Origin of the sequence: Fibrobacter sp. UWT2, assembly GCF_900142545.1 — a bacterium.
GTDB lineage: Bacteria > Fibrobacterota > Fibrobacteria > Fibrobacterales > Fibrobacteraceae > Fibrobacter.
Map to the genome: position 1 here is coordinate 177,936 of NZ_FRBF01000004.1, position 24,774 is coordinate 202,709.

Annotated in this window: 22 protein-coding genes and 1 tRNA gene; 7 read left to right on the top strand and 16 right to left on the bottom strand. The window is 50.3% G+C overall.

The window, feature by feature from the left end; genetic code table 11:
* Nucleotides 1-43: 43 nt before the first annotated feature.
* From BUA40_RS04150 to BUA40_RS04180, 7 genes are all read right to left on the bottom strand, one after another.
* Nucleotides 44-748, bottom strand: coding sequence for a response regulator transcription factor (locus tag BUA40_RS04150; RefSeq protein WP_072798709.1), 705 nt, complete (start codon nucleotides 746-748; stop codon nucleotides 44-46).
* Between the two features lie 2 nt (nucleotides 749-750).
* Complete coding sequence (locus BUA40_RS04155; protein WP_072798710.1) at nucleotides 751-2,814, bottom strand: sensor histidine kinase; 2,064 nt, start codon at nucleotides 2,812-2,814, stop codon at nucleotides 751-753.
* 40 nt (nucleotides 2,815-2,854) lie between these two features.
* Nucleotides 2,855-4,036: a LysM peptidoglycan-binding domain-containing protein gene (locus BUA40_RS04160; protein ID WP_072798711.1), complete on the bottom strand. Its 1,182-nt coding sequence runs from the start codon at nucleotides 4,034-4,036 to the stop codon at nucleotides 2,855-2,857.
* 32 nt (nucleotides 4,037-4,068) lie between these two features.
* Complete coding sequence (locus BUA40_RS04165) at nucleotides 4,069-5,397, bottom strand: hypothetical protein (protein WP_072798712.1); 1,329 nt, start codon at nucleotides 5,395-5,397, stop codon at nucleotides 4,069-4,071.
* 64 nt (nucleotides 5,398-5,461) lie between these two features.
* A complete protein-coding gene (locus BUA40_RS04170; RefSeq protein ID WP_072798713.1) occupies nucleotides 5,462-7,219 on the bottom strand; it encodes an AAA family ATPase in 1,758 nt (585 codons plus the stop codon).
* A gap of 134 nt (nucleotides 7,220-7,353) precedes the next feature.
* Nucleotides 7,354-9,033, bottom strand: a complete 1,680-nt coding sequence (locus BUA40_RS04175; RefSeq protein ID WP_072798714.1) for a glutamine--tRNA ligase/YqeY domain fusion protein — start codon at nucleotides 9,031-9,033, stop codon at nucleotides 7,354-7,356.
* A gap of 46 nt (nucleotides 9,034-9,079) precedes the next feature.
* On the bottom strand, nucleotides 9,080-10,174 hold the full coding sequence (locus BUA40_RS04180) for a DUF3300 domain-containing protein (RefSeq protein ID WP_083585261.1): 1,095 nt from the start codon (nucleotides 10,172-10,174) through the stop codon (nucleotides 9,080-9,082).
* Nucleotides 10,175-10,532: 358 nt separating this feature from the next.
* On the opposite strand from BUA40_RS04180, the gene BUA40_RS04185 reads away from it, so the two are divergent.
* Nucleotides 10,533-12,332, top strand: a complete 1,800-nt coding sequence (locus BUA40_RS04185; RefSeq protein WP_072798718.1) for a CotH kinase family protein — start codon at nucleotides 10,533-10,535, stop codon at nucleotides 12,330-12,332.
* Between the two features lie 61 nt (nucleotides 12,333-12,393).
* Here BUA40_RS04185 and BUA40_RS04190 read toward each other — a convergent pair whose 3' ends face one another.
* Genes BUA40_RS04190 through BUA40_RS04200 form a run of 3 tightly spaced genes read right to left on the bottom strand, consistent with a single transcriptional unit; the run spans nucleotide 12,394 to nucleotide 14,124 of the window.
* A complete protein-coding gene (locus BUA40_RS04190) occupies nucleotides 12,394-12,663 on the bottom strand; it encodes a hypothetical protein (protein WP_072798719.1) in 270 nt (89 codons plus the stop codon).
* Between the two features lie 14 nt (nucleotides 12,664-12,677).
* Entirely contained in the window at nucleotides 12,678-13,367 is a 690-nt protein-coding gene (locus BUA40_RS04195) for a hypothetical protein (protein ID WP_072798722.1), read from the bottom strand.
* A 7-nt stretch (nucleotides 13,368-13,374) separates the two neighbouring features.
* A complete protein-coding gene (locus BUA40_RS04200; RefSeq protein WP_072798724.1) occupies nucleotides 13,375-14,124 on the bottom strand; it encodes a TPM domain-containing protein in 750 nt (249 codons plus the stop codon).
* A 273-nt stretch (nucleotides 14,125-14,397) separates the two neighbouring features.
* On the opposite strand from BUA40_RS04200, the gene BUA40_RS04205 reads away from it, so the two are divergent.
* Nucleotides 14,398-15,036 carry an alpha/beta fold hydrolase gene (locus BUA40_RS04205; protein WP_072798725.1) on the top strand — a complete coding sequence of 213 codons (639 nt, stop codon included), beginning with the start codon at nucleotides 14,398-14,400 and terminating at the stop codon, nucleotides 15,034-15,036.
* Here the strand turns inward: BUA40_RS04205 and lnt are convergent.
* The 3 genes from lnt to BUA40_RS04220 all read right to left on the bottom strand — a co-directional run bounded on the left by lnt (nucleotide 15,033) and on the right by BUA40_RS04220 (nucleotide 18,310).
* Nucleotides 15,033-16,976, bottom strand: a complete 1,944-nt coding sequence (gene lnt, locus BUA40_RS04210) for an apolipoprotein N-acyltransferase (RefSeq protein WP_255369199.1) — start codon at nucleotides 16,974-16,976, stop codon at nucleotides 15,033-15,035. The genes BUA40_RS04205 and lnt overlap by 4 nt on opposite strands.
* A gap of 76 nt (nucleotides 16,977-17,052) precedes the next feature.
* Entirely contained in the window at nucleotides 17,053-17,736 is a 684-nt protein-coding gene (gene rsmI, locus BUA40_RS04215) for a 16S rRNA (cytidine(1402)-2'-O)-methyltransferase (RefSeq protein ID WP_072798727.1), read from the bottom strand.
* Between the two features lies 1 nt (nucleotide 17,737).
* On the bottom strand, nucleotides 17,738-18,310 hold the full coding sequence (locus tag BUA40_RS04220) for a hypothetical protein (RefSeq protein ID WP_072798728.1): 573 nt from the start codon (nucleotides 18,308-18,310) through the stop codon (nucleotides 17,738-17,740).
* A 57-nt stretch (nucleotides 18,311-18,367) separates the two neighbouring features.
* Between BUA40_RS04220 and BUA40_RS04225 the strand changes: the two genes are divergently transcribed.
* Nucleotides 18,368-19,093 (top strand): UDP-2,3-diacylglucosamine diphosphatase, encoded by a 726-nt coding sequence (locus BUA40_RS04225; RefSeq protein WP_072798730.1) that lies wholly within the window; start codon nucleotides 18,368-18,370, stop codon nucleotides 19,091-19,093.
* Here BUA40_RS04225 and BUA40_RS04230 read toward each other — a convergent pair.
* The 3 genes from BUA40_RS04230 to BUA40_RS04240 all read right to left on the bottom strand — a co-directional run bounded on the left by BUA40_RS04230 (nucleotide 19,090) and on the right by BUA40_RS04240 (nucleotide 21,397).
* Nucleotides 19,090-19,548: a hypothetical protein gene (locus tag BUA40_RS04230; protein ID WP_072798731.1), complete on the bottom strand. Its 459-nt coding sequence runs from the start codon at nucleotides 19,546-19,548 to the stop codon at nucleotides 19,090-19,092. The two genes, BUA40_RS04225 and BUA40_RS04230, sit on opposite strands and share 4 nt — an antisense overlap.
* A gap of 16 nt (nucleotides 19,549-19,564) precedes the next feature.
* A complete protein-coding gene (locus BUA40_RS04235; RefSeq protein WP_072798732.1) occupies nucleotides 19,565-20,314 on the bottom strand; it encodes a hypothetical protein in 750 nt (249 codons plus the stop codon).
* Between the two features lie 135 nt (nucleotides 20,315-20,449).
* Nucleotides 20,450-21,397 (bottom strand): hypothetical protein, encoded by a 948-nt coding sequence (locus BUA40_RS04240; RefSeq protein ID WP_072798734.1) that lies wholly within the window; start codon nucleotides 21,395-21,397, stop codon nucleotides 20,450-20,452.
* A gap of 104 nt (nucleotides 21,398-21,501) precedes the next feature.
* Between BUA40_RS04240 and BUA40_RS04245 the strand changes: the two genes are divergently transcribed.
* The 4 genes from BUA40_RS04245 to BUA40_RS04260 all read left to right on the top strand — a co-directional run bounded on the left by BUA40_RS04245 (nucleotide 21,502) and on the right by BUA40_RS04260 (nucleotide 24,740).
* Nucleotides 21,502-22,353 (top strand): TIGR02147 family protein, encoded by an 852-nt coding sequence (locus BUA40_RS04245; RefSeq protein ID WP_072798739.1) that lies wholly within the window; start codon nucleotides 21,502-21,504, stop codon nucleotides 22,351-22,353.
* The gene (locus BUA40_RS04250; RefSeq protein WP_072798740.1) at nucleotides 22,350-23,753 is read left to right on the top strand and encodes a hypothetical protein; all 1,404 of its coding nucleotides are present in this window, start codon (nucleotides 22,350-22,352) and stop codon (nucleotides 23,751-23,753) included. Before BUA40_RS04245 ends, BUA40_RS04250 begins: the two co-directional genes overlap by 4 nt.
* A gap of 44 nt (nucleotides 23,754-23,797) precedes the next feature.
* Nucleotides 23,798-23,868 (top strand) — tRNA-Gln (locus BUA40_RS04255).
* A gap of 110 nt (nucleotides 23,869-23,978) precedes the next feature.
* Entirely contained in the window at nucleotides 23,979-24,740 is a 762-nt protein-coding gene (locus tag BUA40_RS04260) for an RsmB/NOP family class I SAM-dependent RNA methyltransferase (RefSeq protein WP_072798742.1), read from the top strand.
* The last annotated feature ends 34 nt before the right edge of the window (nucleotides 24,741-24,774 follow it).

Below are 24,774 nucleotides of genomic sequence, written 5' to 3' on the forward strand. Positions count from 1 at the left end.
AAGATTTTAATTCAAAGAAATTCACTTCCTACTACCTATTCCTCTATGCGTCAAACTTGTAGCCTGCGCCTCTCACGGAAATAATGAACTTCGGGTTGTCCAAGTCGTCTTCGATTTTACGGCGAAGGTTGGCAATGTGGTTGTCTACCGTTCTGGTCGAGGGCATGTTTTCGTCGGTGTAGCCCCAGATTTCCTTAAGCAATGTTTCTCGCAAAATGACTTCGCCGCGGTGAGCCCAGAAGAATTTCATAATCAGGTATTCGCGGGTGGTCAAGTCCAGAGGCACGCCGCCCTTGGTGGCTTCGAATTTCTTCACGTTGATGCTGATGTTTGCAAATTCAAGGACGTCTGGCACGGCCACGTTGTTATTGCCTGCTTGCGGCTCGATGCGGCGGCGGAATGCCTTGACGCGGGCGAGCAATTCAAGAATCGAGAACGGCTTCGTCACGTAATCGTCTGCACCCATTTCAAGCCCGGCCACCTTGCTCGTTTCTTCTGTCTTGGCAGTGAGCATGATGATATAGGTTTCGGGATGCTTGTTGCGAATGTAACGGCAAACTTCAAAACCGCTTTTCTTGGGAATCATCAAGTCCAAAAGCACCAAATGGGGCTGGTAGGAATCCGCTTTTGCAATAGCCTCTTCTCCATCGCAGGCAGTTTCTACGGTGTAACCCTCCATTTCAAAATTGTCCTGGAGACCCAAGCGAATGATTTCTTCGTCTTCGACGATGAGTATTTTGAAGTTCATGGTTATTCTGCCTTTTTGAATTTGACGGTGAACGTGGATCCTTTCCCAGGCTTGCTGACTAGCGAAATGGTTGCCTTGTGGGTTTCGGCGACGCGCTTGACTGTGGCTAGGCCGAGTCCCGAGCCCTTCGTGCTGCGGGTCATTTCGTCACCCACTCTATAAAAATCATTAAATATATTTTTTTGTTCAGAAGCAGCGATGCCGATACCCGTGTCGGCAACCGAGAATATGACCCATTCGCTGTCGCTCTTGACATCGACCTTGATATCGCCGGGGGCTTCGGTGTACTTGATGGCATTGTCAATCAAGTTCTGAACCAAACTATAAAGCGCCGTGTAGTCTCCCATCACGAATACGTTGGGCTCAAAATGCGTGTAGAACGTAAGGCCCTTTTCGACACCGATGTCTTCGACGGCGTCAAATACTTTCTTGGCGCAAATAGAAAAGTCTAGGCGTTCCCACTTGAAGGCGCCTGTGCCGTGTTCCATGCGGGTGTAGTTGAGAATGGCGCCAATCAGGTTTTCAAGTCGAGAGGCTTCTTTGCCTATGAGCGTGGAATATTCCTGCACCTTTTCGGCACGCTGCAAACGGCCACGGGCCATCATCTCGGCAAACATCTTGATGGAAGTCAGGGGAGTCTTTAGTTCGTGAGAAACGCTGGACAAAAAGTTCGCTTTCATAGCCAGAAGCTTGCGCTCCTGCGTAATGAATCTGAACATGAAGAACGATCCGAAAATAACGGTGATGAGGGCGAATAGCATCAATCCGTACATCAAGAACATGCGGTGTCTGGTTTCTTTATGAATGTCCTGCATGTCTTTTTCGTACAAGGTAAATTCCCAGTTCAGGGCCTCAGAAATGTAGTGCTGCGCAATGACGGGGGCGTTCTCCGGAATTTCGCCCATAATGACTTTGTCGTTGCTCTCGGTAATCGAGAAGGGAATGTTCTTGAAGGTCTGTACGACGGTTTTCAACTTGCTTTGAAGTCTGGCCTTGTACGAATCCCTGTTGATGACCGCGATGACCACCTGGTCGCCCGAAAGGTAGGGGTAGGACATCTTGAACATGGTCATTTCGTCGGTGTTCTTGTAAAGAATGCCTTCCTTGGAAGAAACATCGTCTTCTAGAATTTCATGGAACAAGTCGCGGTTGTAGTACAGAATGTCCATGTAGCCTAGCTGGCGGTTGAAGTTTTCGCGCAGGTTCCAGAAGGCTTCACGTTTTTCTTGAGACAGGTTTTCGAAAGAAAGAATCTGGGTGAAGGTCGATTCAAAGAAATACCTGGACGAAGAAATGTCGTCAATGTTCTGCTTTTCCAGGAACTGGGCCAGAACCGAAAGGCAGTAGTCCTGGGCTTCCTGGTGCTTTCTTTGATTCACTAAAATTTCAAAGTGGAGCAAGTGGACGGCGTAAGTCAAGTCGGCATGCAAGTATCCCTGCTGGTGGGGATTATTCTCAAGAATGGCGAGCAGGTGCAATGCTTCGTCGTATTTCTTGTTCTTGTAGTAAAAACGAATCAGACCGAGAATGTTCTGAATCTGTTCATCCTTGGATTCAAAGAAAAAGCTTGCGGGCCTAAGGCTGCGGGTGCGCTGTTCTAGATACAGCTTTAACGAAATACTGTCCTTGAGGCCTTTCGTTTCTTCGTGGTACAGTTTCTTGTCCAAGGTCGAAGGGACACTGTTTGAAAAGTTGGAAGACTTGAAAAACTTCTTGGAAGAAAGGTCCGGGTAAATCAGATTCCCGTTGTTGAACAGGAAGATGGCGTCAATGCCTTCGACGGACTTGAACTCGGCTGCATGACCGAAGTCCAGGAGGCCTTGAGGTTGCTCGTACAGGAACAGGGAGGCCGCTTTGGTTTCCTGGTAAATCTTTGCCTGTTCTTTTTCAATAGCGTCTTCGACTTCGTTCTGAAATGCCGTCAGGTTTTCGTCGAAGTTTTTCTGCGAAAGGTAAATCTCGTTTTGGATATTCCTGAAACTCAGGAACGACAAAATAGCCGTCGGGAGGACGATTCCTCCCGCGAATAAAAGGACGAATAGCAGATTATTACGTGAAACCTGCATTGCCAGTCCTTACGGTAATTGAGGACTTAAGTCGATGTTCTTATTGGACAATCTTTGCACGGTGGGTCACCGATACCCTGTGTCCAACTTCGATACGCCTGCTGTTGGAGTAGATTTCGCGAATCAGGATGCTGGCTTCGTTTTCAGCAGCCCTTGCGACAATGCCACGGCCAATCAAACGAGGCGGAAGAGATTCGTCGGTCTTGTCTTCTTCCCACACGGCTACAGCGTCGCCGGTGTTGTAACCCTGCTGGGCGCCCTTGTCGATAAGCACGTAGGAGAACGCTCCGATAATCAGCATGGGGTCCATGGAGTAACGGATCATGGCCAAGGAATCCATCTTGGCTTCCTTCACCTTGGAGTATCCGGCCACGTTCAGCGTCTTGAGAGGCTGTTTCATGCGGGCTTTGGACTGGCTCATCTTGATTTCGCGGAAGGTCGTTACAATCTTTGCGCGGGAAAGCGTATCACCGATGGCGGTAATCTTGGCAATGCCGGAGAGGCGGAGCAAAGCGTAACGGTCAAAGCCGCTACCCTGAGCTGCCGGAACGTCAATGGCCTTTGCGTCGACAATTTCGACGAGATCGCCACGCTTTAGGTTTGCGTCAGTCTTCTTGCCGATACCTACCACGACTTCAGTTTCGGGCATGTGAATCAGGGGTTCCTTCTTTTCGCCCGATTTGATGGAAATAAAGCGCTTGTCCTTTTTCAGGGAGTCGAGCGTATAGATTTCAGGAGCGTGCAGCTGGTAGTAGCCATTGAAAATCTTCGGAGCCGGACGCTGCTTGTAATAGTATTCGTCGTTGGCCTTGGCTTTCTTTACGCCCTTCTTGTCCTTGTCGCGCAAATTGCCGAGCATTCCTTCGAAGTCGGAATTGCGTTCGTCGCCGTTGTCGCAACCGGCGTTAGCGACAGTAAGTCCCTTGCCCTTGGGGAGGGCGGAATCCGAAATGCTTGCATTGCAGGGGTATTTGCTTTTCTTGTCGACCTGCAGAACATTGCCTTCGCGAATGGTGTCGCCCAGGTAAATGGAGTCGCCCGGATAAATCCAGTGCGGGTCCTCGATGTGGCGGTTGTTTTCCCAAAGGTCCGGCCAGGCAAAGGGGTCTTTGAGGAATTCGTCACTCAAATCCCAAAGGGTATCACCTTCTTTAACGATGTAGGCTGACGCCAACAAGGCAGAAAGTCCCAGACAGATGGATGCACATTTCAAAAATCGCATAATAATCCCTTACAGGCTGTTATACCAATAATTTAACCTTTTCTTTGCTTAAAGGTAGGGGCTTTTTGGCTAAAACGTGGAATTTCTTGCGTTTTTTGGCTAAAAACGCGTTCTTGCGGGCGCTGAATAGTTCTAGAACGCTGCTTTTGGGCCGGATTCTGCCCTAAAAGACCGACACGGTCCGGCACGAACAAGAAGAGCAACTCAAATTTTCCGGAACCTGGTTCCAGGTACAGCGGGATATTCTTGCGGAGCATGTAGCCCTCGTTGCGGAACTGTTTGATCGAACGTGCGGCAATTTCGAGGTTCGAAGTCTGCAAGAGAATGCGTTCGGGTCTCGAGAAAGCGGCTGCCTGCACAACGCCCGGAGCCAACGGTTCGTCACCGGGCAAGTTGAAGTAGAATGTCCAGCGGCCTTCATTTTCTTCTTTCCCGAAGAATTTCCCGAAGAATTCCTGTTCCACGTGGGAACGGATGAATTTCATGTTTTCACTCATGGCGCTGCGGGCATTCAGTCGAGAAGACATCATGGCGTATTCGCGGCAGTCCATGGAAACCACTCGCTTGAACTGGTTTGCAAGCGATGCCGATACAAAAGATGAACCCGAATAGAATTCAAAGAAGCAATCTTCGGCGTTGGGGTGAATGGCATTCTGGATGCGGAGGGGGAGTCCAAGCCAAGGATCGCGAATGCGGGGTGCCCAGTCCAGCACATGCATGCTGATTCCTGTTTCGCCGATGGGCATGAAATCCCTGCCGAAAGCACTCTTCGCTTCGACTTTGACAGGAGTTGTTCCTGCGGGGTCGAATACGATGTCCGGCATGCACTGAATGTGGTGGCAACTGATGACTTCAGGACAGCTTCTCTGTACAAATTCGATAAAGGTCTTGTAGCCGTGTGCCGAGAAACGCCCCTTCAGATTGACCTGGACCAGCAAGGCGTAGCGTCCGTCGCCTGTAGCGCGGAACCAGATTTGACGCAGAGCTTTTTTGAAAATATGCAAGTGCTCTTTTTTGAGCTGCTCGAAAATACTGGTGACTACTTCGGGAGCTTCCATGTCGCGGGCAGGGGCTTCGATGGAGAGCTGTTCTTGTGCACCGCGGTAGGTCTTGAGAATGCGCCAGTCCGAATGTTCGGGCACGGCGTCCGCTGTATACCAGGCCTGGATTTTGCCTGGAATGTGCTCGTTTTCGGCCCAGGCGGCAAGCTGTCGCTTGATATCTTCAAAGGTTACCGGAGCTTTATGAGCTGGCTTTTCTGCTTTCGGGGCTTCGGCTTGAACCTTGCCGCGACGTGCGGAATTTCCGCGTGCGCGATTGTTTGTGCTTCTCAAATTGTTCTTCATTCTTTCGTTCTTCATTATAAACTCATGCCTCAAAGCAACGTAGTTGCGACCTCTTTGCTCAAAGAGCCGTAGGCTCGTGCTATACAAGGAATCTCGGGTAAATCCAAGAGCATTCGCGGGCGAGCATCTTCGGGAATTCGCGGAAGGTTCCGTTAATCTGGTAAAGGTTCAGGCTGCCTTCCACCGGCGAAAGCTTGATCAGCGAGTCGGCGCGGGCTTCCAGGTAGGGGTACTCGTCCAGGTTGCAAGACGATACCACTGCACAACCCGTGAGTGCGATGATGGTATCGACCATCTGCATCAGAATCTGGTGCGGAGCGCCGTTCAGACGAGTGGATTTCGGGTTATGCAACACAGCAGAAATCGGGTCGATTACGACAACGCGGTAATCGTGGTTTTCGAGTCGCTTGGCACCTTGAATACGCTTGGCAATGAGCTGTGCGGTTTCAATGGGCGAAAGGGCCGTGCCGCGCAGGTTCAAGAAGCCGAACTTCGGAGTGCTGGCGTTCAGGTTGCGCTTTCCGCCTAACAAGTAGAGACGGTTCAGGAACACGGACTTGGTCAGTTCGAAGTTGATGAACAGCACGTCGCTCGAAGAGGTTGCGTTGCCGAACCAGTCTTCACCATAGCAGATGGAAAGACCTAAATCCATGAGTGCAAGAGACTTACCGCTCTTCGGAGGTGCGGTGAACAAGAAGAATTCACCGGCGCGGAGCATGTTTTCGACAATCGTCTGGTCTTTCTTGGGGGCTTCTTCGGTGTCGCTCGCCAGTTCAATAAGGGGCTTCCCGTCCAGGGAGTATTCCACCCATTCTTGCCATTCCTTAAAGTTCTTGGCGCCTTGTTCGAGCCCAATCAAATATTGTTGCTTTCCGCCACGGAGCACGCCCGGCATGCGGACCATCATGTGGGGGTTGCGGTTGCTGGGGTCGACCTTGAATCCCTGGGAATCCAGAGTCTTGAAGAGGAAGTCTACGCGTTCGTAGTATTCTTCTTCGTCGTTGGCAAAAATCTTGATCCATGCCTGCACGGAGTTTGCGCCTGTGTTTACCAAGGCGGCGCAGGGGAGGTTCAATGCTTTAAAGTATGCAAGCTGCTTGGCCAGGGACATCTTGGGATTGTCCACGACGGCATAGCGGTAACGCCAGGATTCGTCGGCGGCATCTTCGCCACCCTTGACGGCGTTGATGCAAAGCAGGGCGCCTTCGGGACTGTCGAGACTCTTCATGATCTTCTTGATCGAGTCATCTTGTCCGATGATGTTTGAAACGACTTCTTCGGTGGTGTCCGGCGTGTTGGAAACCTTGAACGAAATGGATTCGTCCGCGTCGAAAGTTGCTTCGAGGAGCTTGGCTAAATCTTTTCGCCAGTCAGCTGCAGGCCAAGGAATAGAAAGTGCTTCGGGGTCAATCTTGAAATTCTGCAACAGTTCCAGGGACTGTGTGTCAAGACCCATGGCCAGCATCTGTTCCATGGAAATCATATTCGCCGAGAGCGGCGTAATGATTGGCATGGCCATCGTCTGCGGAGCTGCAGCTTGAACGGGGGCGCCTTCCGCAGACGGTGCCGCGTTCTGTGCCGGCGCGGACTGCTGTTCCTGAGGACGTTCGGTAGAACGTTTTTCGGCAGAGAACGCGCGGCGAAGGGTCTGTTCGACCTCTTCGCCATCCATGCCATCGTCGCGGGCCTTGCCGCCCAGCTGGAAACTAGCGTCCATGAACGTCCAGCCTTCTTCCATGGCGGCAACACCCGCCTTGTACAGCTCGGCCTTGAGTTCGTTTACGCTGTTGTACTTGTTCTTAAGGAACAGGTTAATGGTCTTTTTTGCGTTTTCCATAAGCGCCTCAGATTCTTTATCATACTGAATGTAGCTTTTTTATGGGCCGAAAGGTAAACTTTTTTTATTTAGAACCTAAAAAACGCCCCGGAATTGCTCCGAAGCGTTCTATTTAATTTGTTTGTAGTCGCGGATTACTTCGACGGGTTGAAGGAATCCTTCAGACCAACCGTTCTATTGAAAACGAGATGGCCCGGCTTGGAATCTTCGCTATCCAGGCAGAAGTAACCTTGGCGCATGAACTGGAAACGGTCTTCGAGCTTGGCGTTGGCGAGGCTCGGTTCCACCTTGGCCTGCTTGATGACCATGGATTCCGGGTTCAGGTAGTCGTGCCAGTCTTCGCCTTCCGGGACCTGAGACGGGTCTTCGAGCGTGAAGAGGTTGTCGATCAGGCGCACTTCGGCGTCTACGGCGTGAGCGGCAGAAACCCAGTGGATGGTGCCCTTGACCTTGCGGCCGTCGGGAGTTTCGCCACCTTTGCTCAGCGGGTCATAGACGCAGTGAATCACCTTCACCTTGCCGTCGGCGTCCTTTTCGACGCTCTTGCAAGTTACGAAGTAAGCGCCCTTCAGGCGGACTTCGCCTTCCGGCTTCAGGCGGAAGTACTTCTTCGGCGGTTCTTCCATAAAGTCGTCGGCTTCGATGTAGAGTTCGCCGCTGAACGGAACCTGACGCGTACCGGCGTTCGGGTCGTTCGGGTTGTTTTCCACTTCGATCATTTCGACCTTGCCGGCTTCCCAGTTGTCAATCACGAGCTTGACCGGATCAATCACGGCCATCACGCGGTTGGCGGTCTGGTTCAATTCTTCGCGGATGCAGAAGTAGAGCAAGTTCACGTCGACCATGGAGTCGGCCTTGGAAACGCCGATGCGGTCGCAGAATTCACGGATGGAACTCGGGGTAAAGCCACGGCGGCGGTAACCGCAGACCGTCGGCATACGCGGGTCGTTCCAGCCCATCACGGCTTTCGTCTGCACCAGTTCAAGGAGCTTACGCTTACTCATCATGGTGTAGGTGAGGTTCAGACGGGCAAATTCAATCTGCTGCGGACGGTTGTCGAGGCCAAGCTCGATCAGAAACCAGTCGTACAGCGGACGGTGTGCTTCAAATTCAAGCGTACAGATAGAGTGCGTAATGCCTTCGATCCAGTCGCTGAGCGGGTGCGCAAAGTCGTACATCGGGTAGATGCACCACTTGTCACCGGTGCGGTGGTGGGTGCAGTGCTTGATGCGGTAGATGACCGGGTCGCGCATGTTCATGTTCGGGCTAGAAAGGTCCACCTTGGCACGGAGGCACTTTTCGCCGTCGGCATACTTGCCGTCGCGCATTTCGCGGAAGAGCTTCATGTTTTCTTCTACGCTGCGGTCGCGGTAGGGACTCGGACGGCTCGGCTTACCGGCATCGTTGCCGCGGTATTCCTGCATCTCGTCGCGGGTCAGGTCTTCCACATAAGCCTTGCCCATTTCAATTAGCTTTTCAGCAAAGGCGTAAATCTGGTCGTAGTAGTCGCTGGCGAAGTATTCGCCGCCCTTCCATTCGAAGCCGAGCCACTTCACGTCTTCGCGGATGGAGTCGACGTATTCCACATCTTCTTTCGTGGGGTTCGTATCGTCGAAGCGCAGGTTCGTAACGCCGCCGAAGTCCTTATACTTGTTTGCCGTACCGAAGTTCAGGCAGATGGACTTTGCGTGTCCGATATGGATGTAGCCGTTCGGTTCCGGCGGAAAACGGGTGTGCACCTTGGTGCGTTTGCCCGTGGCGAGGTCGTTAACGATAATGTCCTGTACAAAATTCGAAGATTCGGGGATTTCCATAAATGGGTCCTTTAAAAATTTACGCCCGAAATATAGAAACTTGGGGCTACTTTCTCATGCTCTTGCCGAAACCGCCACGGCTATTTCTGCTATGTCCATCGCTTCGGCTGCTGTTTCCGTTGTTGTGGTCGTGGCGGACATTTCCGGGGCGCTGCCTGTTGTTGCCTTGGTCGGAATTGTCGTCTTGCCAGTATTCGCTAGAGGTTCGGGCCATGGGCTTTGCCGTCGTGACGGGCTGGGCGGGGGCTGAACTCCGTACAGCGGGGGCCGTATGGTGGTTCATCGGAACCTTTGTGGGCTTGCTGGGCGGTACAGCGTAACGGTCGTTCCTCGACGGAGGCGGGTTATGGGTCCGTGACGGGGCCGGGTTGCGGGGCCTTGGGGGCGGAGGATTGTTGTAATGATGCGGATGGTGCGGGCGCGGCCTGTTGTGGTACCAACGGTAATCGTGCACATAAATCAGGTGCGTGTCCCATTCAAAACGGCTAGTGCCCCAGCCCCAGGTGTCGTAATAGCCACCGACCCAGACGCCTGTGCGGTAGCGCAGTCCCGGGTAGCCGTTGGAATAAACGTAGTAGACCACATGCGGGTTGTATACGGGAACGTACACGTATTCCTTTTGTACGGGCTCGATGATGATCGTCTTTTCCTTGATGATCTTGACCTGCTCGTTACTTTGTAAGTGACCGTGGTTGTAGGCGGCGTTACGCATGCGTTGCACGGCGTCCATCACAGCTTCTTTTTGTGTGGAAACGGCGTCTCCCAGCTGGTCGGTCCATACTTGGTACTTTGCCATGGTAGCAAGGACCGTCGGGAAGGGAATCAGTGCCTGAACGCTTTCGTCGTAGGGGAGGTCTTCGAGCTTGATTCGGTCGGCCAGTTCCTGGCCCTTTAAGTGCTTGTTCTGGTTAGCCCAATCGGCGGCACCAGGAATTTCGTCGCCGTGAACAGAGGCCGCAAGCACCTGTACCAGGAGCGGGTCCGGGTAGAGAGCAATCGTCGAAACGAGGGTGTCGAGTTCGGCGGGCGTAAATTGTTCATTGGCGCGGCTTGTAGCGGGCAACGCCAAAATAACGGCCATGACGCACCATAGCCACGCCTTTTTCAGGCTTACAGCAAAAATTCTAGAATCGGTAAACATAGTTACCTCCCATAGCCTTAAGTTACCAATATTATACAAAAATTCTATGCCAATTAGATGCTAAAGAATCGCTTTTGGTTGCGAACGGTCGATTTTCGGGAATAAAATTCCCATGTTGAGATTTATCCATTATGGACGAATTTATTCTTACACACTTCTTAAACGAAAATATGTTTTTCTTGTTGTTTGCGAAAAATGCGAAAATGCCCGAAATTTGCCTTAAAATAACCTTATTTCTTTAAAAATTAGGCGAATTTGGGTGATTTTTGCGTTGTTGTGAATGTCAACACATAAATAAAATTTAACTAAAAAATTTGCACACTTTAATATATCTTTAGAGTATAGATTGGAGGCATGTATGGGCCATTGGGCTAAAATTATATCTACAACGGCGCTATTTGCGTCATTTACATTTGCGCAGACATACGATTTGCCTATAGTGTTTATTGACACCAAGCAGAAATGTCTTGACAAGAGTGTCACTGAAAAGATTCCTGCAACCATGAAGGTGCTGGACGGAAAAACGAACAATGTGGCTGACAGTGCCAAGGGCACACGCTATGATATCGGTATCAAGGTTCGTGGTCAGTCTTCGGCCTTGTTCCCGAAGCCTGGTTATGGCGTGGAAGTCCGCGACGAAAAAGGCGAAGGCATGGACGTGAGCCTGTTTGGGCTCCCTCCTGGTGACGACTGGGTGTTCCACGGTCCGTATGTAGACAAGAGTATGATGCGTAATGCGCTTGCCCATTGGCTCTTTAGGCAGGCCGGGCATTATAGCCCCCGTAGCAGACATTTTGACTTGTACATCAACGGTGTTTATCGCGGTGTGTACGTGCTTCTCGAAAAAATCAAGCGCGGCAAGTATCGTGTGAACGTGAGCAAGCTTAAAGAAACCGATGTCGCGGGCGACAGCGTTACCGGCGGTTACATTTGGGCATTTGACAAGACGGGTACCAATACGGGTGGTGCAGGCAGCGGTCCCATCGAAAAGGAAGGCTTCAATACTTCGGACGGCCTGAACGTCATTTTGCATTACCCGAAAAAGGAAAATATCCAGAAGGCCCAGGAAGAATACCTGAAAAAATACCTGAACGATCTTGAAGGCTTGTTCAAGAACGGCAAGAACGGTAGCGGATACGAAAACTATGTGGACATGACTTCGGCACTCGATTACGTGTTGCACGAAGAAATTACCAACAATGCGGACTCTTACTGGTGCAGTTTCTTCTTGCACAAGCCCAAGGACAGTAAGGGCGGTAAGGTGACGCTTGGCCCGGCATGGGACTTTAACCTTGCCATGAGTAACGGAAGCCAGCCTGAAAATGGCGGTGGCCAAGGCGGCCAGGGTGGTATGTGGGGCTTTGGCGGCGGTGGAAACGGCTTTGGAAGTTCCGGCGTCACCGGTTGGCAAATCGAAAATAGCCAGAAATCAGGCAACGGTGGCATGTGGGGTATGGGAAGCTCTCTGAAAGCTCCGAACTGGCTTTTGGGAATGTGGAAAGACAGCCATTACCAGAGCGAACTGAAGAAGCGCTGGGCGGAACTCCGTAGCGGTGTATGGCACACCAAGACGATGGATGCATACTTGGATTCCATGAAAATCTATTTGAAGAACGCTGCCGACAGAAACTTCAAGCGTTGGCCGAACTTGGGCAAGGCTAGTGGCCAAAACGATACTGACCCGGAGCCGATGAAGTACTGCAATAGCCAGAGTGGCGGCTTTGGAATGGCTATGGGCGGCTATAATGCCGACACCTGGGACGGCGAGTTTGAACATCTTCGCAAGAAAATGAAAGAAAGAATGGCCTGGATGGACCAGCAACTCGGATTTACCGAACCGGCTAATCCGATTGTAACGGAACCCGTGATTCATGATCCGGACTGGCAGAACGACGAAAAAAACAAGACAGACCCCCCTCCGATGAATGTCGGTTTGGATGATTTCAGCAGACTTTCTCCGACGAACTTCTTTACTGTAAATGGCGATTATCTTGAAATTCAAACAAGCCTGGGCGGAACCTTTGCACTCATAGACTTGAATGGCACAGTGTTGTTCAAGACCCGTATCAATAAGGGACTCACGACTCTGAGAATTCCGTCTAAGGCCATGAACAGGCACTGGATTGCGACGCTCAACGGAAAAATGCTGAGTAAATAGTAGTACGAAAAAAGGGAGTCTGAATTCAATTCCGAAATCTGAATTCAGATATCCGGAATCGCTATAGATAATGCTTGACCTTGTTTACAGGGTCAAGATTTTCTTTTGGGGGCTTGGGAACATAAATCTTGACGGCGTACACGTAGTGGTCGGTTTCGACCAGGATGTCGCCTTCTTGCATGTCTTCGTTGATGTCTATTTCGATTTCTACACCGTCGCGGGCGATGCGGCGGATAGAGTGTTCCTTAAGTTCGTGTTTTTCGAACAGAACGTCGACGACTTTCTTGTAGGTGCCGTGATGGATGGTGCCCAGAATGCTATTGCAAATCATTTATAATTCCCGTATTAAACCGCATCCATGGTATCGACCTGGTTTACGATTTCAGTGACGGTCGCAATATAGCTATTTATGCTTTCGATGAAAGCCTTTTCATTCCGGCTACTGATGGGAGCGCGGAGGGCGGGGTAGGCACTAAAGATCTGCTGGTGGTTTTCGGGGTAGACCTTATGAATCAGGTAGTAAACCCCGTACATAATGGGGAGTAGCGTCGCATTGGCGCGGGCAAAGAATCCGAGCGGGTTGCGATCTTGCTGCAGGTAGATGTAGGCTTCGCGCAGGTGAATGAGCAGGCCGCGGAGCTCGCGTTCGCATTCAAGACGCAGGCATTCTACATTCGGCTGGTAATTCGGCAGGGGCTTTGCTCCGGCGAGGGCTACGTTACGGTTTGCGATATGCAAAAATTCGAGAGGGAATACGTCTTCGGAAGTTTGGATTTCTTTAAGAGTAAAGAAATAGCGAAACTCGATATTTTCTTTCTTGGCTTCGCGCAACAGGTTCTGCAGAGGCTTGATGCTTGCCGTAGAATTGTTTCGCAAGATAAAGCTTATGGTCCAGGGACTTTCGAGTGCGTTGAACCCTTCGACTAGGCAGTCGCCATGAATGAATGCCGAAATTAGGTTGTCGCCCAGGGCTTGTTGCAGCATGCCGGGCCAGTTGGACCTTTGAAGTTCTACGATGCTCAGGTTCTTTTTCATAATCACCTCACCAGGAATTCCTGTTCCCGAATCCGCTGTTGCCAAAACCGCTTCCAAATCCACCGCCAAAGCCTCGTGGACTGCTTCCGAATCCGCCGCCGAATCCGATTTCGGGTTCGTCCTTCTTTTTGTTCTTGATGGCGCCGCCGAACAGGAACCAGAAGATTCCGTTGCCGCGTCCGCCGCTGAACTTTGCCATCAGCAGCAAGAACGATACAAAGAGGATAAACAAAATCATGAGCGAAGATGTACTGTTCGTGCTGATTTTGTAAGGGGTTTCATCAATGTCAAGCTTGACGCCTTTTGCCTTCGCCCCCATCTGGGCGATAGCGTAAGAAAGGGATAGAATGCCTTCGCCGTAGTTGTATTCGCGGAATGCAGGAAGTAGAGTCTTCTTTTGGATTTTGGCGAGAGACTTTTCGCTGTAATACTTTTCTGCACCGGGAGTGACGACGATATTTTTCCAGCGTTGCTTCTGGGAAACGAAAATCATGACGCCTTCGCCGCTTTCTTTGCCAAGTTGCCATGCGTCTGCTGTATTTTGGGCGTACTTGTCGCCTTTTTCGAACTGGTTTGCGTGTCCGATGTCGTCAACGATGACGCAAGTGAGTTCAATTCCAGTCTTTTTGTAGAGTTTGTCTGCTAAATCGTCGAAAAGACGAGTCTCAGTCGCATTAAGCAGGTGGTTGTCGTCGTAAATATTGCTTTCGGCGGGCTTTAAAGGGTATCTAGGCGCTTCAAAAACTGCCTCTGCCATTGCCCCCTGTGCAAGACATAGGCAGAGGAGTGTAATACATATGGAAAATCGCCTTAATAGAAACATCACTTTGAAAATATAAAGTTTATTTCCAAAAAGGTGAGCGTGAACTTAATTTTTCATATGATTTTGGCTATAAAGTTTATATGTATCTTATGAAATGGAATATTCCTACTTGGAATATGTTTTTTTTTCTTCAATAGGTGTTCTATCCAAAAAAAACTCTATATATTTAGGAGTGGGTTACGAATAGAACAATAGGATTGGATAATTATGAACGAGAAATGGACATGGCTCCCGGATTTTGCCTCGAATATGGGGATATGGGAAGATGATCTGATCGGCGTTGCGCCTGATGCAGAACATGTTTTTGTACCGTACGAAAACATGGTGTCTGTTCTTGATAATATTTACGAATTGCCTGAAATGGCCGAGGCGTCTACCATTGTCGGATGGGGTTTCGGGGCGTTTGTACTTTTGAAAAATGCAAAGAATCGCCCTAAGAACCAGAAATGGATTCTGCTTTCGCCATATGCCGACTATTGTTCGGAACATAGTGAATGGAATAACGAGAACTTGTCGTTTATTGCCCACCAGACGAAGACCGCTGTCGATGCGACTTTGAATGCCTTTTACGAATTGATTGAAAATGAATTCGGCGAATGGCAAGACGACTGGATGAAAGAGGCTAAAAAAATCAATCCGGAATCGATGTACAAGGGACTCTTGTATATTGCCAAAAACCGAATTGAAGAACCTGTTCCTATCACAGGCGAAACCCAGGTGCTCTATGGCAGAATGGACGGCGCCGTTCCGTCGGCCATGACGCTGGAACTTAAGGAATTCCTGCCTGGCGTAGAATTCAAGGAACGCCCCAAGGCGGGTCACTGGCCGCCCATGTTGTTGTTCTAGCCGGCTTTGCGCTTTTTAAGGGCGCTCAACAGGGCGGTTAGCAGGTAAACAGCAAAGAAGAAGAGCAAGAAAATTTCAACCGTATCGCCAATGTGGCTGTAAAGGGTGTCGCGAGTCTTGAGCGGCACCTTTCTCTGTACAACGCGGTCGGTGAAAATTTCAGTGTTCTTGTCGAAGTGTCCGTACTGGTCGATGAATGCGGAAACGCCACTGTTGGCGAGGCGTGCCACCGGCATGCCGTTTTCGATGGCGCGGTAGCGGATCAAGTTCAGGTGCTGGTAAGGGGCGGTGCTCCGGCCGAACCAACCATCGTTGGTGATGTTGACCATGAGGCGGGAGCCTTCGCGGATAGCTTCGCGTACCAAGTCGCCAAAGATGGCATCGTAGCAAATGTAAGGCGTCCACAGGAACGGCTGGTAGACGGGAGTCTCTTTACCGGCGACAAAGTCACCTTCGCCCAAGTCGACATAATTCAGGATGGGGAATACCTCGTCGAAGGGAATGCGTTCGCTGAAGGGAACCAGGTGCTTCTTGATGTAACGTTGCGGGAATTTAGGAACTCCTGGCGTAAACAGGAAGGAGGCATTGTAGATGTCGAACTTGCGAATGCTTTCGCGCGGGTTGCGGCGGTAATCCAAGGCGCCTGCCAGAAGCTGAGCGTTTTTCTGGTCGGCAACGCGGTGAAGCCTTTCGATGACACCGGGCTGTCGGCGGATATGGTCGGGAATGGCTGTTTCGGCAAGCAGGATCAAGTCGGCGTGTTCCTGGATGCTGTCGTTTACCATGCCGAGAGTCTTGTTGACGATGGAATCGAAACGGTCCTTGCTCCACTTGGCGCCTTGTTCGATGCTAGGCTGCACCAGGGCGATGGAGGGATTGCCTTCGGCGTCTGCGTTATAGAACGGTTGCGCTTCGGTTCTGGAAAGAACAATGGTTCCTTGAATGAGCAACAGTGCGAAAATTGCAACTGGAACCGCTAAAACGGGAATGGCCTTTTTGATGTCCTGCACCTTGCAGAGCGTTTGTGCCACGGCCTGGTTGGAAGCGACCACCAAAATGGTATAGCCGAAAATTCCGATATAGGGGAGCATCTGCAAAAGTTCGAGGCTGTTGCCGAAAACATAACCCAGGTGACTCCACGGGAAGGCGAAGTCGCCGTAGGTGCGGGTCATTTCGAGACCGGCATAAAACACGGGGAAAAGAATCAGCAGAAGAGTGCGAATTTTAGCGGGGGCGTCTTTTGCTAAGGTGTAGACGAATCCGGCCAAGGTGTTGTAGGCGCTGAAGAAGGCGATGAGCAGGAACAAACCGAAGAGAATGAGGCCGGACGGGGCTGTTTCAACATGCATCACATTGTAGATCCAATAGTAGTTGATGGTGTTGTACAGCATGCCAGACCAGAATGTGGCGAACATGGCTTGTCCGCGGTTGAATCGGTTGAGGACGATGAACCACGGCACTAGAATCAAGAGTGCTGCAGGGCCCAGGGGCATGGGCGGGTAGGCTAAAGCGAACAGGCCCCATGCGAAACAAGAAAGAATGAGCGCCGTGCGAGATTCTTTAGTCTTGATATGTTTGAAGTTCCAGCGGGCAAAAAGGGTAATCCAGAAAAGTCCGATGGGGCATGCGGTTAATATAATCTGAATCAGGCCGGCGTGTCCCACGTTGTTCTTGTCACCCAAGTTGTAGTCGAGAGCCAAAAACAGGAAGGAAAGTAAGGCGAATGCGTATAGGGTAGGCTTGAAATTCTTGCGGATGTTCTTGAAGAATAAAAATGGAAGTGCCGCTAGCAACGGCAGGCATTGAGCGCCGTGGGTGTAAAGCCCGGGGGTGCTTGGATGCTGCGAAAACGCGATGATCTCGGCAACAAAGAGTACCGCTATATAAATCCAAAAAATTTTCGGAAAATCCTTGAGCTTTTGTTTAAATCGTTTAATCATTGTCACCATTAATCACTACCAACAACCAACTGCCTACTGTCTACTTCCTACTGTCTACTTCCTACTTCCTACTATATTACAGTCCGCTTTTGTCTTGAGGATTGAATATCAGTACGAATTCGCCTTTGGGCGGGTGAGCCTTGAAATGAGCCGAAATCTCGGAGGGCGTTCCAATGAGGTGCTCTTCGAATTTCTTAGTGAGTTCTCGCATCAGGGCAATCTTGATTTCGCCAAAGACTTGACCGATTTCTTCGACGAACTTGTCGATGTTGTGGGGACTGGCGTAAAAAATCTGGGTAGCTTCTTCGTCTTTCAGCTTTTCGAGTAGGTGAATGCGTTGTGCACTCTTTTTAGGCGAAAAATACTGGAAGGTGAAATGGTCTGTCGGCATGCCGCTTGAAACAAGTGCGGTAATCATGGCGCACGGGCCGGGAATGGCGCGCACGTCGATTCCTTCGCGGACGCATTCGCGTACCAGATTGAAAGCCGGGTCTGCAACACCGGGAGTGCCTGCGTCGCTGACCAACGCGATGTCGCCTTCATTCTTCAAGTATTCCACATACTTGGGTGTCACTTTTTCCTTGTTGAAATCGTGATAGGCTTCCATGGGCGTATTGATGCCGAAATTGTCAAACAGCACGCGAGTGTGGCGCGTGTCTTCGGCAAGCACCAACGGGACTTCCTTTAGTATCCGCACGGCGCGGTAGGTGATATCTTCCATGTTCCCGATGGGGGTCGCGACGATATAGAGTGTATGCATATCAGTAGTCTTGCGCTAGGTTCAAATCGGTGCTGCGACCGAGACGGGTTTCAAATTTCAGTCGTTCCAAGAGCTTGCGGTGCATTTCTTGGGAGGCGTTGTTTACCAGGTCGGAGCGCATGCGCCCGTACCAGAATGCCTTTACGTGCTCGCTTTCTTCGAATTCGACCTTGAAGGTCAATGAGCCGTGACAGAAAATTCGGGCTTCCATGCGGTAGTGCCAGGTTTCGCTTACAGGAAGTGCGGGCCAAAAGGGAATGATGGTGGCGCCGATATTCCAGGAACTGGGCTCGTTGTCGGGAGTGACGCTTGCGTCAATGTGGGCGACTCCGCGGCAACTTTCCATGGGGTAGCTGGCGGTGTCGACGGCAAGCGAGTAAGCTCTTTGCAGGTTCGTGTCCAGGTACGCTGTGGTTCCTGCATAAGAAATGGTAATCGGCTCGAAAAAGGGAATCGTTTTCGGGTATTCCTGCAAGTCGTATTTCGTGAGACTCGTGGAACAGCCTGCGAAAAATGCGGCTAAAACGCCTGCGCATGCCACGAATACCGATGATTTTGGTAAGGATAATTTCATCGCCATAAATATAACTAATGACCAATGACTAGAGTCCAATTACTATATTCTTTTGCGATGAACTTGTCTGCTTACTTTATTTCGGATGCACACCTCGGGGTAAACCCGCCGAGGGCCGTTCCCGATCGTGAAAAAGCGCTTGTCCGGTTCATTGAATCGATCAAGGGCAAAGCTTCGCATCTGGTAATTGTGGGCGATTTGTTCGAATTTTGGTACGAATACAACGATTATGTATGTCGTAACCATTTTGATTTGTTTTTTGCTTTGCACGAACTGGTAAAATCCGGCTGTGAAGTCCATTTATTGCAAGGAAATCACGATTTTGCCTACGGAGATTTCTTCCCGAAGTCCATAGGAGCCCAAGTTCACAAGGAATTGGTGCTAGAGATCCAGGGAAAGCGTGTTTATTTCCGTCATGGCGATGGCGTGGCCAAGTCCGACTTCGGTTACCGGTTGTTCCGTCGCATTCTAGATTTTCCGCTGAACCGGTTCCTGTTCCGTCAAATTCATCCGGATTGGGGAATGGCTCTGGCCCGATTTGTGGGCCGCAGTAGCCGTAAGGCGGGGGAGTCGCGCGTCATCAAGATGGAAGAGTACCTGCAGTGGGCCAACCGTATGCTCAAAGAGACGGGCGCCGACTATTGCGTCCTAGGCCATCATCATATTTCGGGTATCTGGAATGTGGAAAACGGCGTAGTGGCTTCTGCCGGGGACTGGATAAAAAAACTCACCTGCCTCCAGATGGATGCAGGCGAGATTAATATTCTGAATTTTGACGATTAATCGCCGGATCCTGCGTTGTTCGCGCGGGTTTCTGTCGACTTCATCATCTTCTTGCTGGCGTTTTCACCCCAGATCCAAGCCACAATATCGGTATTCGAGAAACGATCCCACATGTCGTCCACCCAGCACCAGTGATGGGTTTCGCCCTTTTCGTCGGTAACGGACCACTTCTCCGGAGTAGCGGAGAAGGTCATCTTGATCGGCTGCGGCTTGCTGTAATTGCCGTATCCATCATTCACGGCAGTAGTTTCCGGCGGATCGATCTCGATGGTCCAGGATTTACCTTCGGTTCGTTTGTAGATGCCGACATTGTACACTATAAGAAGGATGCCTACAATAATGGCCCCCTTGAAGTTCTTCTTGGACAAGAAGAAAATCAAGAGCATGAGCATTAAGATTGCTAAAGCACCCAGGTTATAGTGGGTCGTATAAAACAACTTGAGAATGTCGATCATATTATTCCTCGGCTAATTACTTCTTGGCGCCCTTTTCGGCGGCCTTCTGTTCGGCGACCAGGGAGGCTACGCTGAAGGTAACCGTCTTGCCTTCGACCTTACATTCGGTACGGAAGCTCTGCTTGGGGAGGGCGAGTCCGTGGGAAGAGAAGGTTCCCATGAAAGAGGCGTTGGCATGACTTGCGATGGTGCGAACGTTGATGAAACCCTTGTCCTTACTGAAGGACAGCTTGAAGACCTTCTTCGCGCGATCGTAATCGGCGATCATGGTCTTGTTCACCTGGGTGTTCACGGCGTCTCTCGTGTGACGGTCGAAAATGATGGTTCCGCGAGAGTCAATGGAAAGCATTGTTTTGTTAGCAATGGAATTGCGGCAGGCGATCAGCTTCCACGGGCCTTTCTTCTTGGTAGAATTCCTGCTGGTGAAAATGTACTTGTTGCCTTCCTTTTCGAGTTCGTAAGGACCGGTCACAATCTTTTCGCCGATGGCGTTCAGGGCGCCATTGAAGTAGAGGAACTTGGACTTGGTGGAGTTGACACCCACGATGAAACGGAAAGACGTTGTCTTGGCTTCTTTGGTGGGGGTGATGGCGACGCGCTTTCCGATGGGGTCTACTTCGATGTCGGCATAGGGACCGATCTCAACGATTTCACCCTTCTTGGAAGATTCCTGCTTTGCCATCTTGTCGAGTTTCATCGTCTTGATGGCCTGATCCGGAAAACGCAGAAAACCGCGAATATCCATTTTTACAATGATCGTTTCCATAAACACCTCTTTTTGTTTATTTGTGGTTTTCAATGTAAACTAATAATTTTTTCAAATACGGGCAATACCGATAAGAAAAAAAACAACAAAATCTGTTCCCAAAAGGTTTTCTTGGGAATTAGAGTTTGTAAGGGTTTATTGGAATAAATTGCCTTTTAGAGCCGAAAAAAGCAGTTTTTGCAGGTTTTCTCCGTTGCGGAGAATCAGTTTTGCGTTTCCCAACTTGGAATATTCCAAGTAAGTACGAGCTTCAAATTGCTTTTTGTCACTGACTACAGTTGTGTTATTTTGTGCGCTTTTTAGCTTGTCTGTGGCAGCCTTGAAATTTGTTCGTATGAGGAATTTCGGGTACAGAAAACCATACTTTTGGTGAATTGCGTCAGCGATATCCAGGATGGGATCGATTAAGATAATTTGTTCGTTTTTTGACTGCTGGTTAATGGCGGCGATTGCGCCCATGCCGCGTCCCACAAGGGCTCGCGGCCATTGGCCGTTGACTTGGGCGGCGCATTCTGCAATTTGTGCGGCGTCTTGTGCGAAGGTTTCTTCACTGGGGGTTCCCTTGTTTTGAGCGGAACCTCGATAGTTAAATGTGACGACGCTCACACCCGGAAGCGAATCGATCTGTGCTAAAAATTGTGCAGCGTCTTCGTCGGCTTCTGGATAATAAAGTAGTGTGGGATCATTTTCGTTTCCGAGACTGAATCCGTTCAAGACAGTTCCGTCTTCCAGAGTACAAGAAAGCAGTTTCACTTTATTCTGGATTGCCTCGTTCGCTTCTTTATGATAGATTGCTCGCGGGAATGCATTTCTGCGTTCGGTCAGTGCGAGGTAAAATACCATGCTCACATATATGACTGCAAGAATCCCTGCCAGGCGGAGAATGCGGAATAGGGTGTTCTTCAGAAACGAGGTGATTTTGGAACTGTGAGTCATCGGGCGCAAATTTAGAAAAAAAAGAAAAAAGGGGACTATAAAGAAAAAGGACTTTCGCCTGGTTCCAGACGAAAGTCCAAAGGATGGGATTGGGTGTTCCTTGAATATATCTAAAAAAATCGGCAAGCGTATCACTTCTTTTTTCAAAAGTGTTCACGAATTGTTCTTTTTTGCAAGATTTACGGGAATTTACAAAACTATTTTGAAAAAAGGTGTTCCCAAAAATTGACAAAAAATTTATATTTAGACTGATGAACGTATACGCTTACTACAACTACCGAAAGTTCTTGCAGGACTATTACGACTACCGTAAGTCCGTGCAACGATACTTTTCTTATAGGTCCTTTGCCAAGAAGGCGGGGTATTCCTCGTCTGGCTTTTATTTGGACCTGGTCCGCGGGCGCAAGTCCCTTACGCCCCAAATGTTGCCCAAGTTTATTGCGGCTTTAGGCCTTAACGAAAAGGAAGGCCGCTACTTCACGTTGATGGTGGACTTTACGCACGCCACCACGCCGGCTTCCAAGCAAGCCATCTTCGAGCAGATGTCCGCTCTGCTCCCGAACGCCATCAAGTCTTTGACCAAGAGCCAGCAGGAATATTATAGTAAGTGGTATTACGTCGCCGTCCGCGAAGCTCTGTCCGTCTTGAACGTTGGCCCGAAGAATATTCAGGAACTGGCTTTGTTCCTGAACCCCCGCATCACGCTGCCGCAGGCAAAGCAGGCTATCCAGCTGCTTTTGTCGATGCAGTTGATTGAACTGGACGAAAAAGGTTTTTATCGCTCGGTGAACAAGGCTATCTTTAGCGGTTCTGAAATCGCTCCCTTGTTTGTCCACCAGTTCCAGAAGCAGATGATGGACTTGGGCAAAGACGCCCTGGACCATTACAGCACCGAACGCAGAAATGTATCTTGTATGACGATGAGCGTTTCTGCCGAAGGCCTGGAACGCATTATCAGCAAGATTGACTTGTTCCGCAAGGAAGTGGTCGATATCGTTCGTTCGGACGAAGGTGAAACCATGGTGTGTCAGATGAATATCCAGTTTTTCCCGCTCAGCAAGGAAAAGGTGGACCTGCCGCCAGAAACCGAGGAGGAAAAATGAGCAAGAAGTTTTCTTTGCTAGCATGCCTAGCCTCGTTTGCGGTTGCCTTTATCGCTTGCAGTAACGAAAAGGTTGCCGGCACCGTGACCGATACGGGTAACACGGTTACCGCCGAAACACAGGTGACGGGTGTCGTTCTCCGTGTAGACGGAACTCCGGCTTCCGATGCGATGGTCCGTATGGCCCGTATGGCCGTTTACGATTCCGTGCTGCATCTTCCTGAACAAATCGAAGTGCTGACGGACTCTGCCGGTGTATATGCATTTGATTCGGCTCTGTCCGACACGTTCCAACTTGCCGTTATCGATACGTCTGCCGTGGAAGTGTTCTTCTTGCCGCGTACGACCTTGCAGGCCAAGGCCTACGATAGCATTAAGCTTGCCAAGGCTGCCGTGGTTTCGAGCGTGCTCTATTTTGAAGAAGTCGAAGATTCCGCCGTGTCGGTGGGCGGTCACTTTATGACCTGCCTGTCGGGTACGCCTTTCTGCGAAGATGTCTTTGCTGCGGATAGTTTCTATATGCTGGTTCCGGCAGGCAACTGGAATATGGAAATCTTCCCGGGTGATTCCATGATGGTGGCCCGTATGCAGTCTCTCGGCTTTGACGACAGCCTGATTTACCGCAGCTTGAGCCTGGAACGTATTTACGAAGGCGATACGGTGAGCCCGGGTCCGATCGTGTGGAGCACGACGGCTAAGGCAGATACACTGATCAAGGAATCCGAAAAAGAGACGAAGAATGTCGCCCGCATTTCGGGAACGGTGCTTTGCAAGGGCGATAAGCCTTGCGCCGATGTCGAAGTGATGACGATTCGCGATATTTATGGATTCGAATTCGTGGAAGGCGATTCACTTGAATTTTTGGCACAGACCAAGACCGATAGTTCTGGACGCTGGTGGCTGCCTGTTCCCGATTCCTTGCCGTCGGATTCGTTCCGTTTTGAATTCCGCAGAGTGCAGGACGGCGAAAAGACTTTGGTCGGCGTATCCAGCTACCTGACCAAGAAGGATATCGAAGGCCTGAAGGATACCTTGGACATCGGTAAGTCTAGCTTGGCGAAGGCATCGTCTTTGTTGAGCGGTGTGAAACTGGTGGTTGACCGCGAAGACACGACCCAGTCGAACAACTGCATGGTGAACAGCGTGGTGGTGGGTATCAAGGGTACCTCGCATTTTGTGCGTGACATGACCTGCTACATGATGGTCATGGATGGTCTGCCTGCCGGTGAACAGCAGGTGGTGCTCTACTCTGGCGACCCGAAGGTGATGGCGAAATTGCGTCAGTCGGCAACTCCGACGCAGTTCTATGTGACATTTACGCCCGTGTCGCTCCCCGAAGGTAACACTTTGGAGCAGCAGTGGATGACTTACACCCCGCCTAATCAAAATATTTTCAAATAACCCCTTGCCGAAGTGAATTTCTTTTACTAACTTTGGGGGCGCATTGAGCTATGGTGTAATGGTAGCACAACAGATTCTGACTCTGTTTGTCTAGGTTCGAATCCTGGTAGCTCAACGAATAACTCTTTGCTCGTACCCCTGAGCAGAGAGTTTTTTTTTAAGTTCATTAACCACGAATCACTGTCTACTTCCAACTTCCTATTGTCTACTATATATATTTATTCTATGGAATTTTTCGATTACTACGAGAAGCTTTTTGGCGAACGTTGGCCAACCTTGCTGGAATCCCTGAAAGGCGAGGGCTGCGCGACGGAACTGCGTTTTGGCGATGGCTTGGAACCGTATTTTTTGGATGAAGCATCTGTGTTCGCGGCAAAAGCGCTGGGTGTGGAACCTGGTGACGATGTGCTGGACATGTGTGCGGCTCCCGGCGGAAAGACTCTCGTAATCGCCTCGATGCTTAAAGGTGAAGGCTCTTTGCAGAGTAACGACCGCTCGCCGGATCGCCGCTTGAGGCTCCAACGCGTGATTGAAAATTCCTTGCCCGAAAGCTGGCGTTCCGTTATCAAGGTGACGGGTTACGACGGCATGAAGTTTGGGCTCCATAAAAAGGAGTGCTTTGACAAGATCCTGCTGGATGCACCCTGTTCTTCGGATAGGCATGTGCTGAATTCGCCTGCGCATTTGGAAGTTTGGTCTGCGAAGCGCGTTAAAAGGCTTTCGGTGGAGCAGGGCGCCCTTTTGGCCTCGGCGGTAGACGCCCTTAAGCCGGGAGGAACCGTTGTCTATGGCACTTGTGCGCTGTCGCCGATGGAAAACGACGATGTTGTCAAGAAAATTTTGAAGAAGCGCCCCGCCATGCGTTTCGAAAAAATCGAGGAGCTGTTGCCCGGCGCTGACCGCACCGAATTTGGCGTGCATATTCTGCCGGACCGTTCCAATGGCCGCGGCCCCATTTACTGCGCTAAGCTCGTGAAAGAAAAATAGCGAGCCAAAACGACTTTTAGTCGATTTTTTATTT

Excerpts from the sequence above, each read along its gene's own strand:
- BUA40_RS04160 (WP_072798711.1), bottom strand. The coding sequence starts at position 4,036 with ATGCGATTTTTGAAATGTGCATCCATCTGTCTGGGACTTTCTGCCTTG.
- BUA40_RS04175 (WP_072798714.1), bottom strand. The coding sequence starts at position 9,033 with ATGGAAATCCCCGAATCTTCGAATTTTGTACAGGACATTATCGTTAAC.
- BUA40_RS04185 (WP_072798718.1), top strand. The coding sequence starts at position 10,533 with ATGGGCCATTGGGCTAAAATTATATCTACAACGGCGCTATTTGCGTCA.
- BUA40_RS04260 (WP_072798742.1), top strand. The coding sequence starts at position 23,979 with ATGGAATTTTTCGATTACTACGAGAAGCTTTTTGGCGAACGTTGGCCA.
- BUA40_RS04220 (WP_072798728.1), bottom strand. The coding sequence starts at position 18,310 with ATGAAATTATCCTTACCAAAATCATCGGTATTCGTGGCATGCGCAGGC.
- BUA40_RS04195 (WP_072798722.1), bottom strand. The coding sequence starts at position 13,367 with ATGAAAAAGAACCTGAGCATCGTAGAACTTCAAAGGTCCAACTGGCCC.
- BUA40_RS04190 (WP_072798719.1), bottom strand. The coding sequence starts at position 12,663 with ATGATTTGCAATAGCATTCTGGGCACCATCCATCACGGCACCTACAAG.
- BUA40_RS04230 (WP_072798731.1), bottom strand. The coding sequence starts at position 19,548 with ATGATCGACATTCTCAAGTTGTTTTATACGACCCACTATAACCTGGGT.
- BUA40_RS04250 (WP_072798740.1), top strand. The coding sequence starts at position 22,350 with ATGAGCAAGAAGTTTTCTTTGCTAGCATGCCTAGCCTCGTTTGCGGTT.
- BUA40_RS04200 (WP_072798724.1), bottom strand. The coding sequence starts at position 14,124 with ATGGCAGAGGCAGTTTTTGAAGCGCCTAGATACCCTTTAAAGCCCGCC.
- lnt (WP_255369199.1), bottom strand. The coding sequence starts at position 16,976 with ATGATTAAACGATTTAAACAAAAGCTCAAGGATTTTCCGAAAATTTTT.
- BUA40_RS04180 (WP_083585261.1), bottom strand. The coding sequence starts at position 10,174 with ATGTTTACCGATTCTAGAATTTTTGCTGTAAGCCTGAAAAAGGCGTGG.
- BUA40_RS04225 (WP_072798730.1), top strand. The coding sequence starts at position 18,368 with ATGAACTTGTCTGCTTACTTTATTTCGGATGCACACCTCGGGGTAAAC.
- BUA40_RS04165 (WP_072798712.1), bottom strand. The coding sequence starts at position 5,397 with ATGAAGAACGAAAGAATGAAGAACAATTTGAGAAGCACAAACAATCGC.
- BUA40_RS04205 (WP_072798725.1), top strand. The coding sequence starts at position 14,398 with ATGAACGAGAAATGGACATGGCTCCCGGATTTTGCCTCGAATATGGGG.
- BUA40_RS04150 (WP_072798709.1), bottom strand. The coding sequence starts at position 748 with ATGAACTTCAAAATACTCATCGTCGAAGACGAAGAAATCATTCGCTTG.
- BUA40_RS04235 (WP_072798732.1), bottom strand. The coding sequence starts at position 20,314 with ATGGAAACGATCATTGTAAAAATGGATATTCGCGGTTTTCTGCGTTTT.
- BUA40_RS04155 (WP_072798710.1), bottom strand. The coding sequence starts at position 2,814 with ATGCAGGTTTCACGTAATAATCTGCTATTCGTCCTTTTATTCGCGGGA.
- BUA40_RS04245 (WP_072798739.1), top strand. The coding sequence starts at position 21,502 with ATGAACGTATACGCTTACTACAACTACCGAAAGTTCTTGCAGGACTAT.
- BUA40_RS04170 (WP_072798713.1), bottom strand. The coding sequence starts at position 7,219 with ATGGAAAACGCAAAAAAGACCATTAACCTGTTCCTTAAGAACAAGTAC.
- rsmI (WP_072798727.1), bottom strand. The coding sequence starts at position 17,736 with ATGCATACACTCTATATCGTCGCGACCCCCATCGGGAACATGGAAGAT.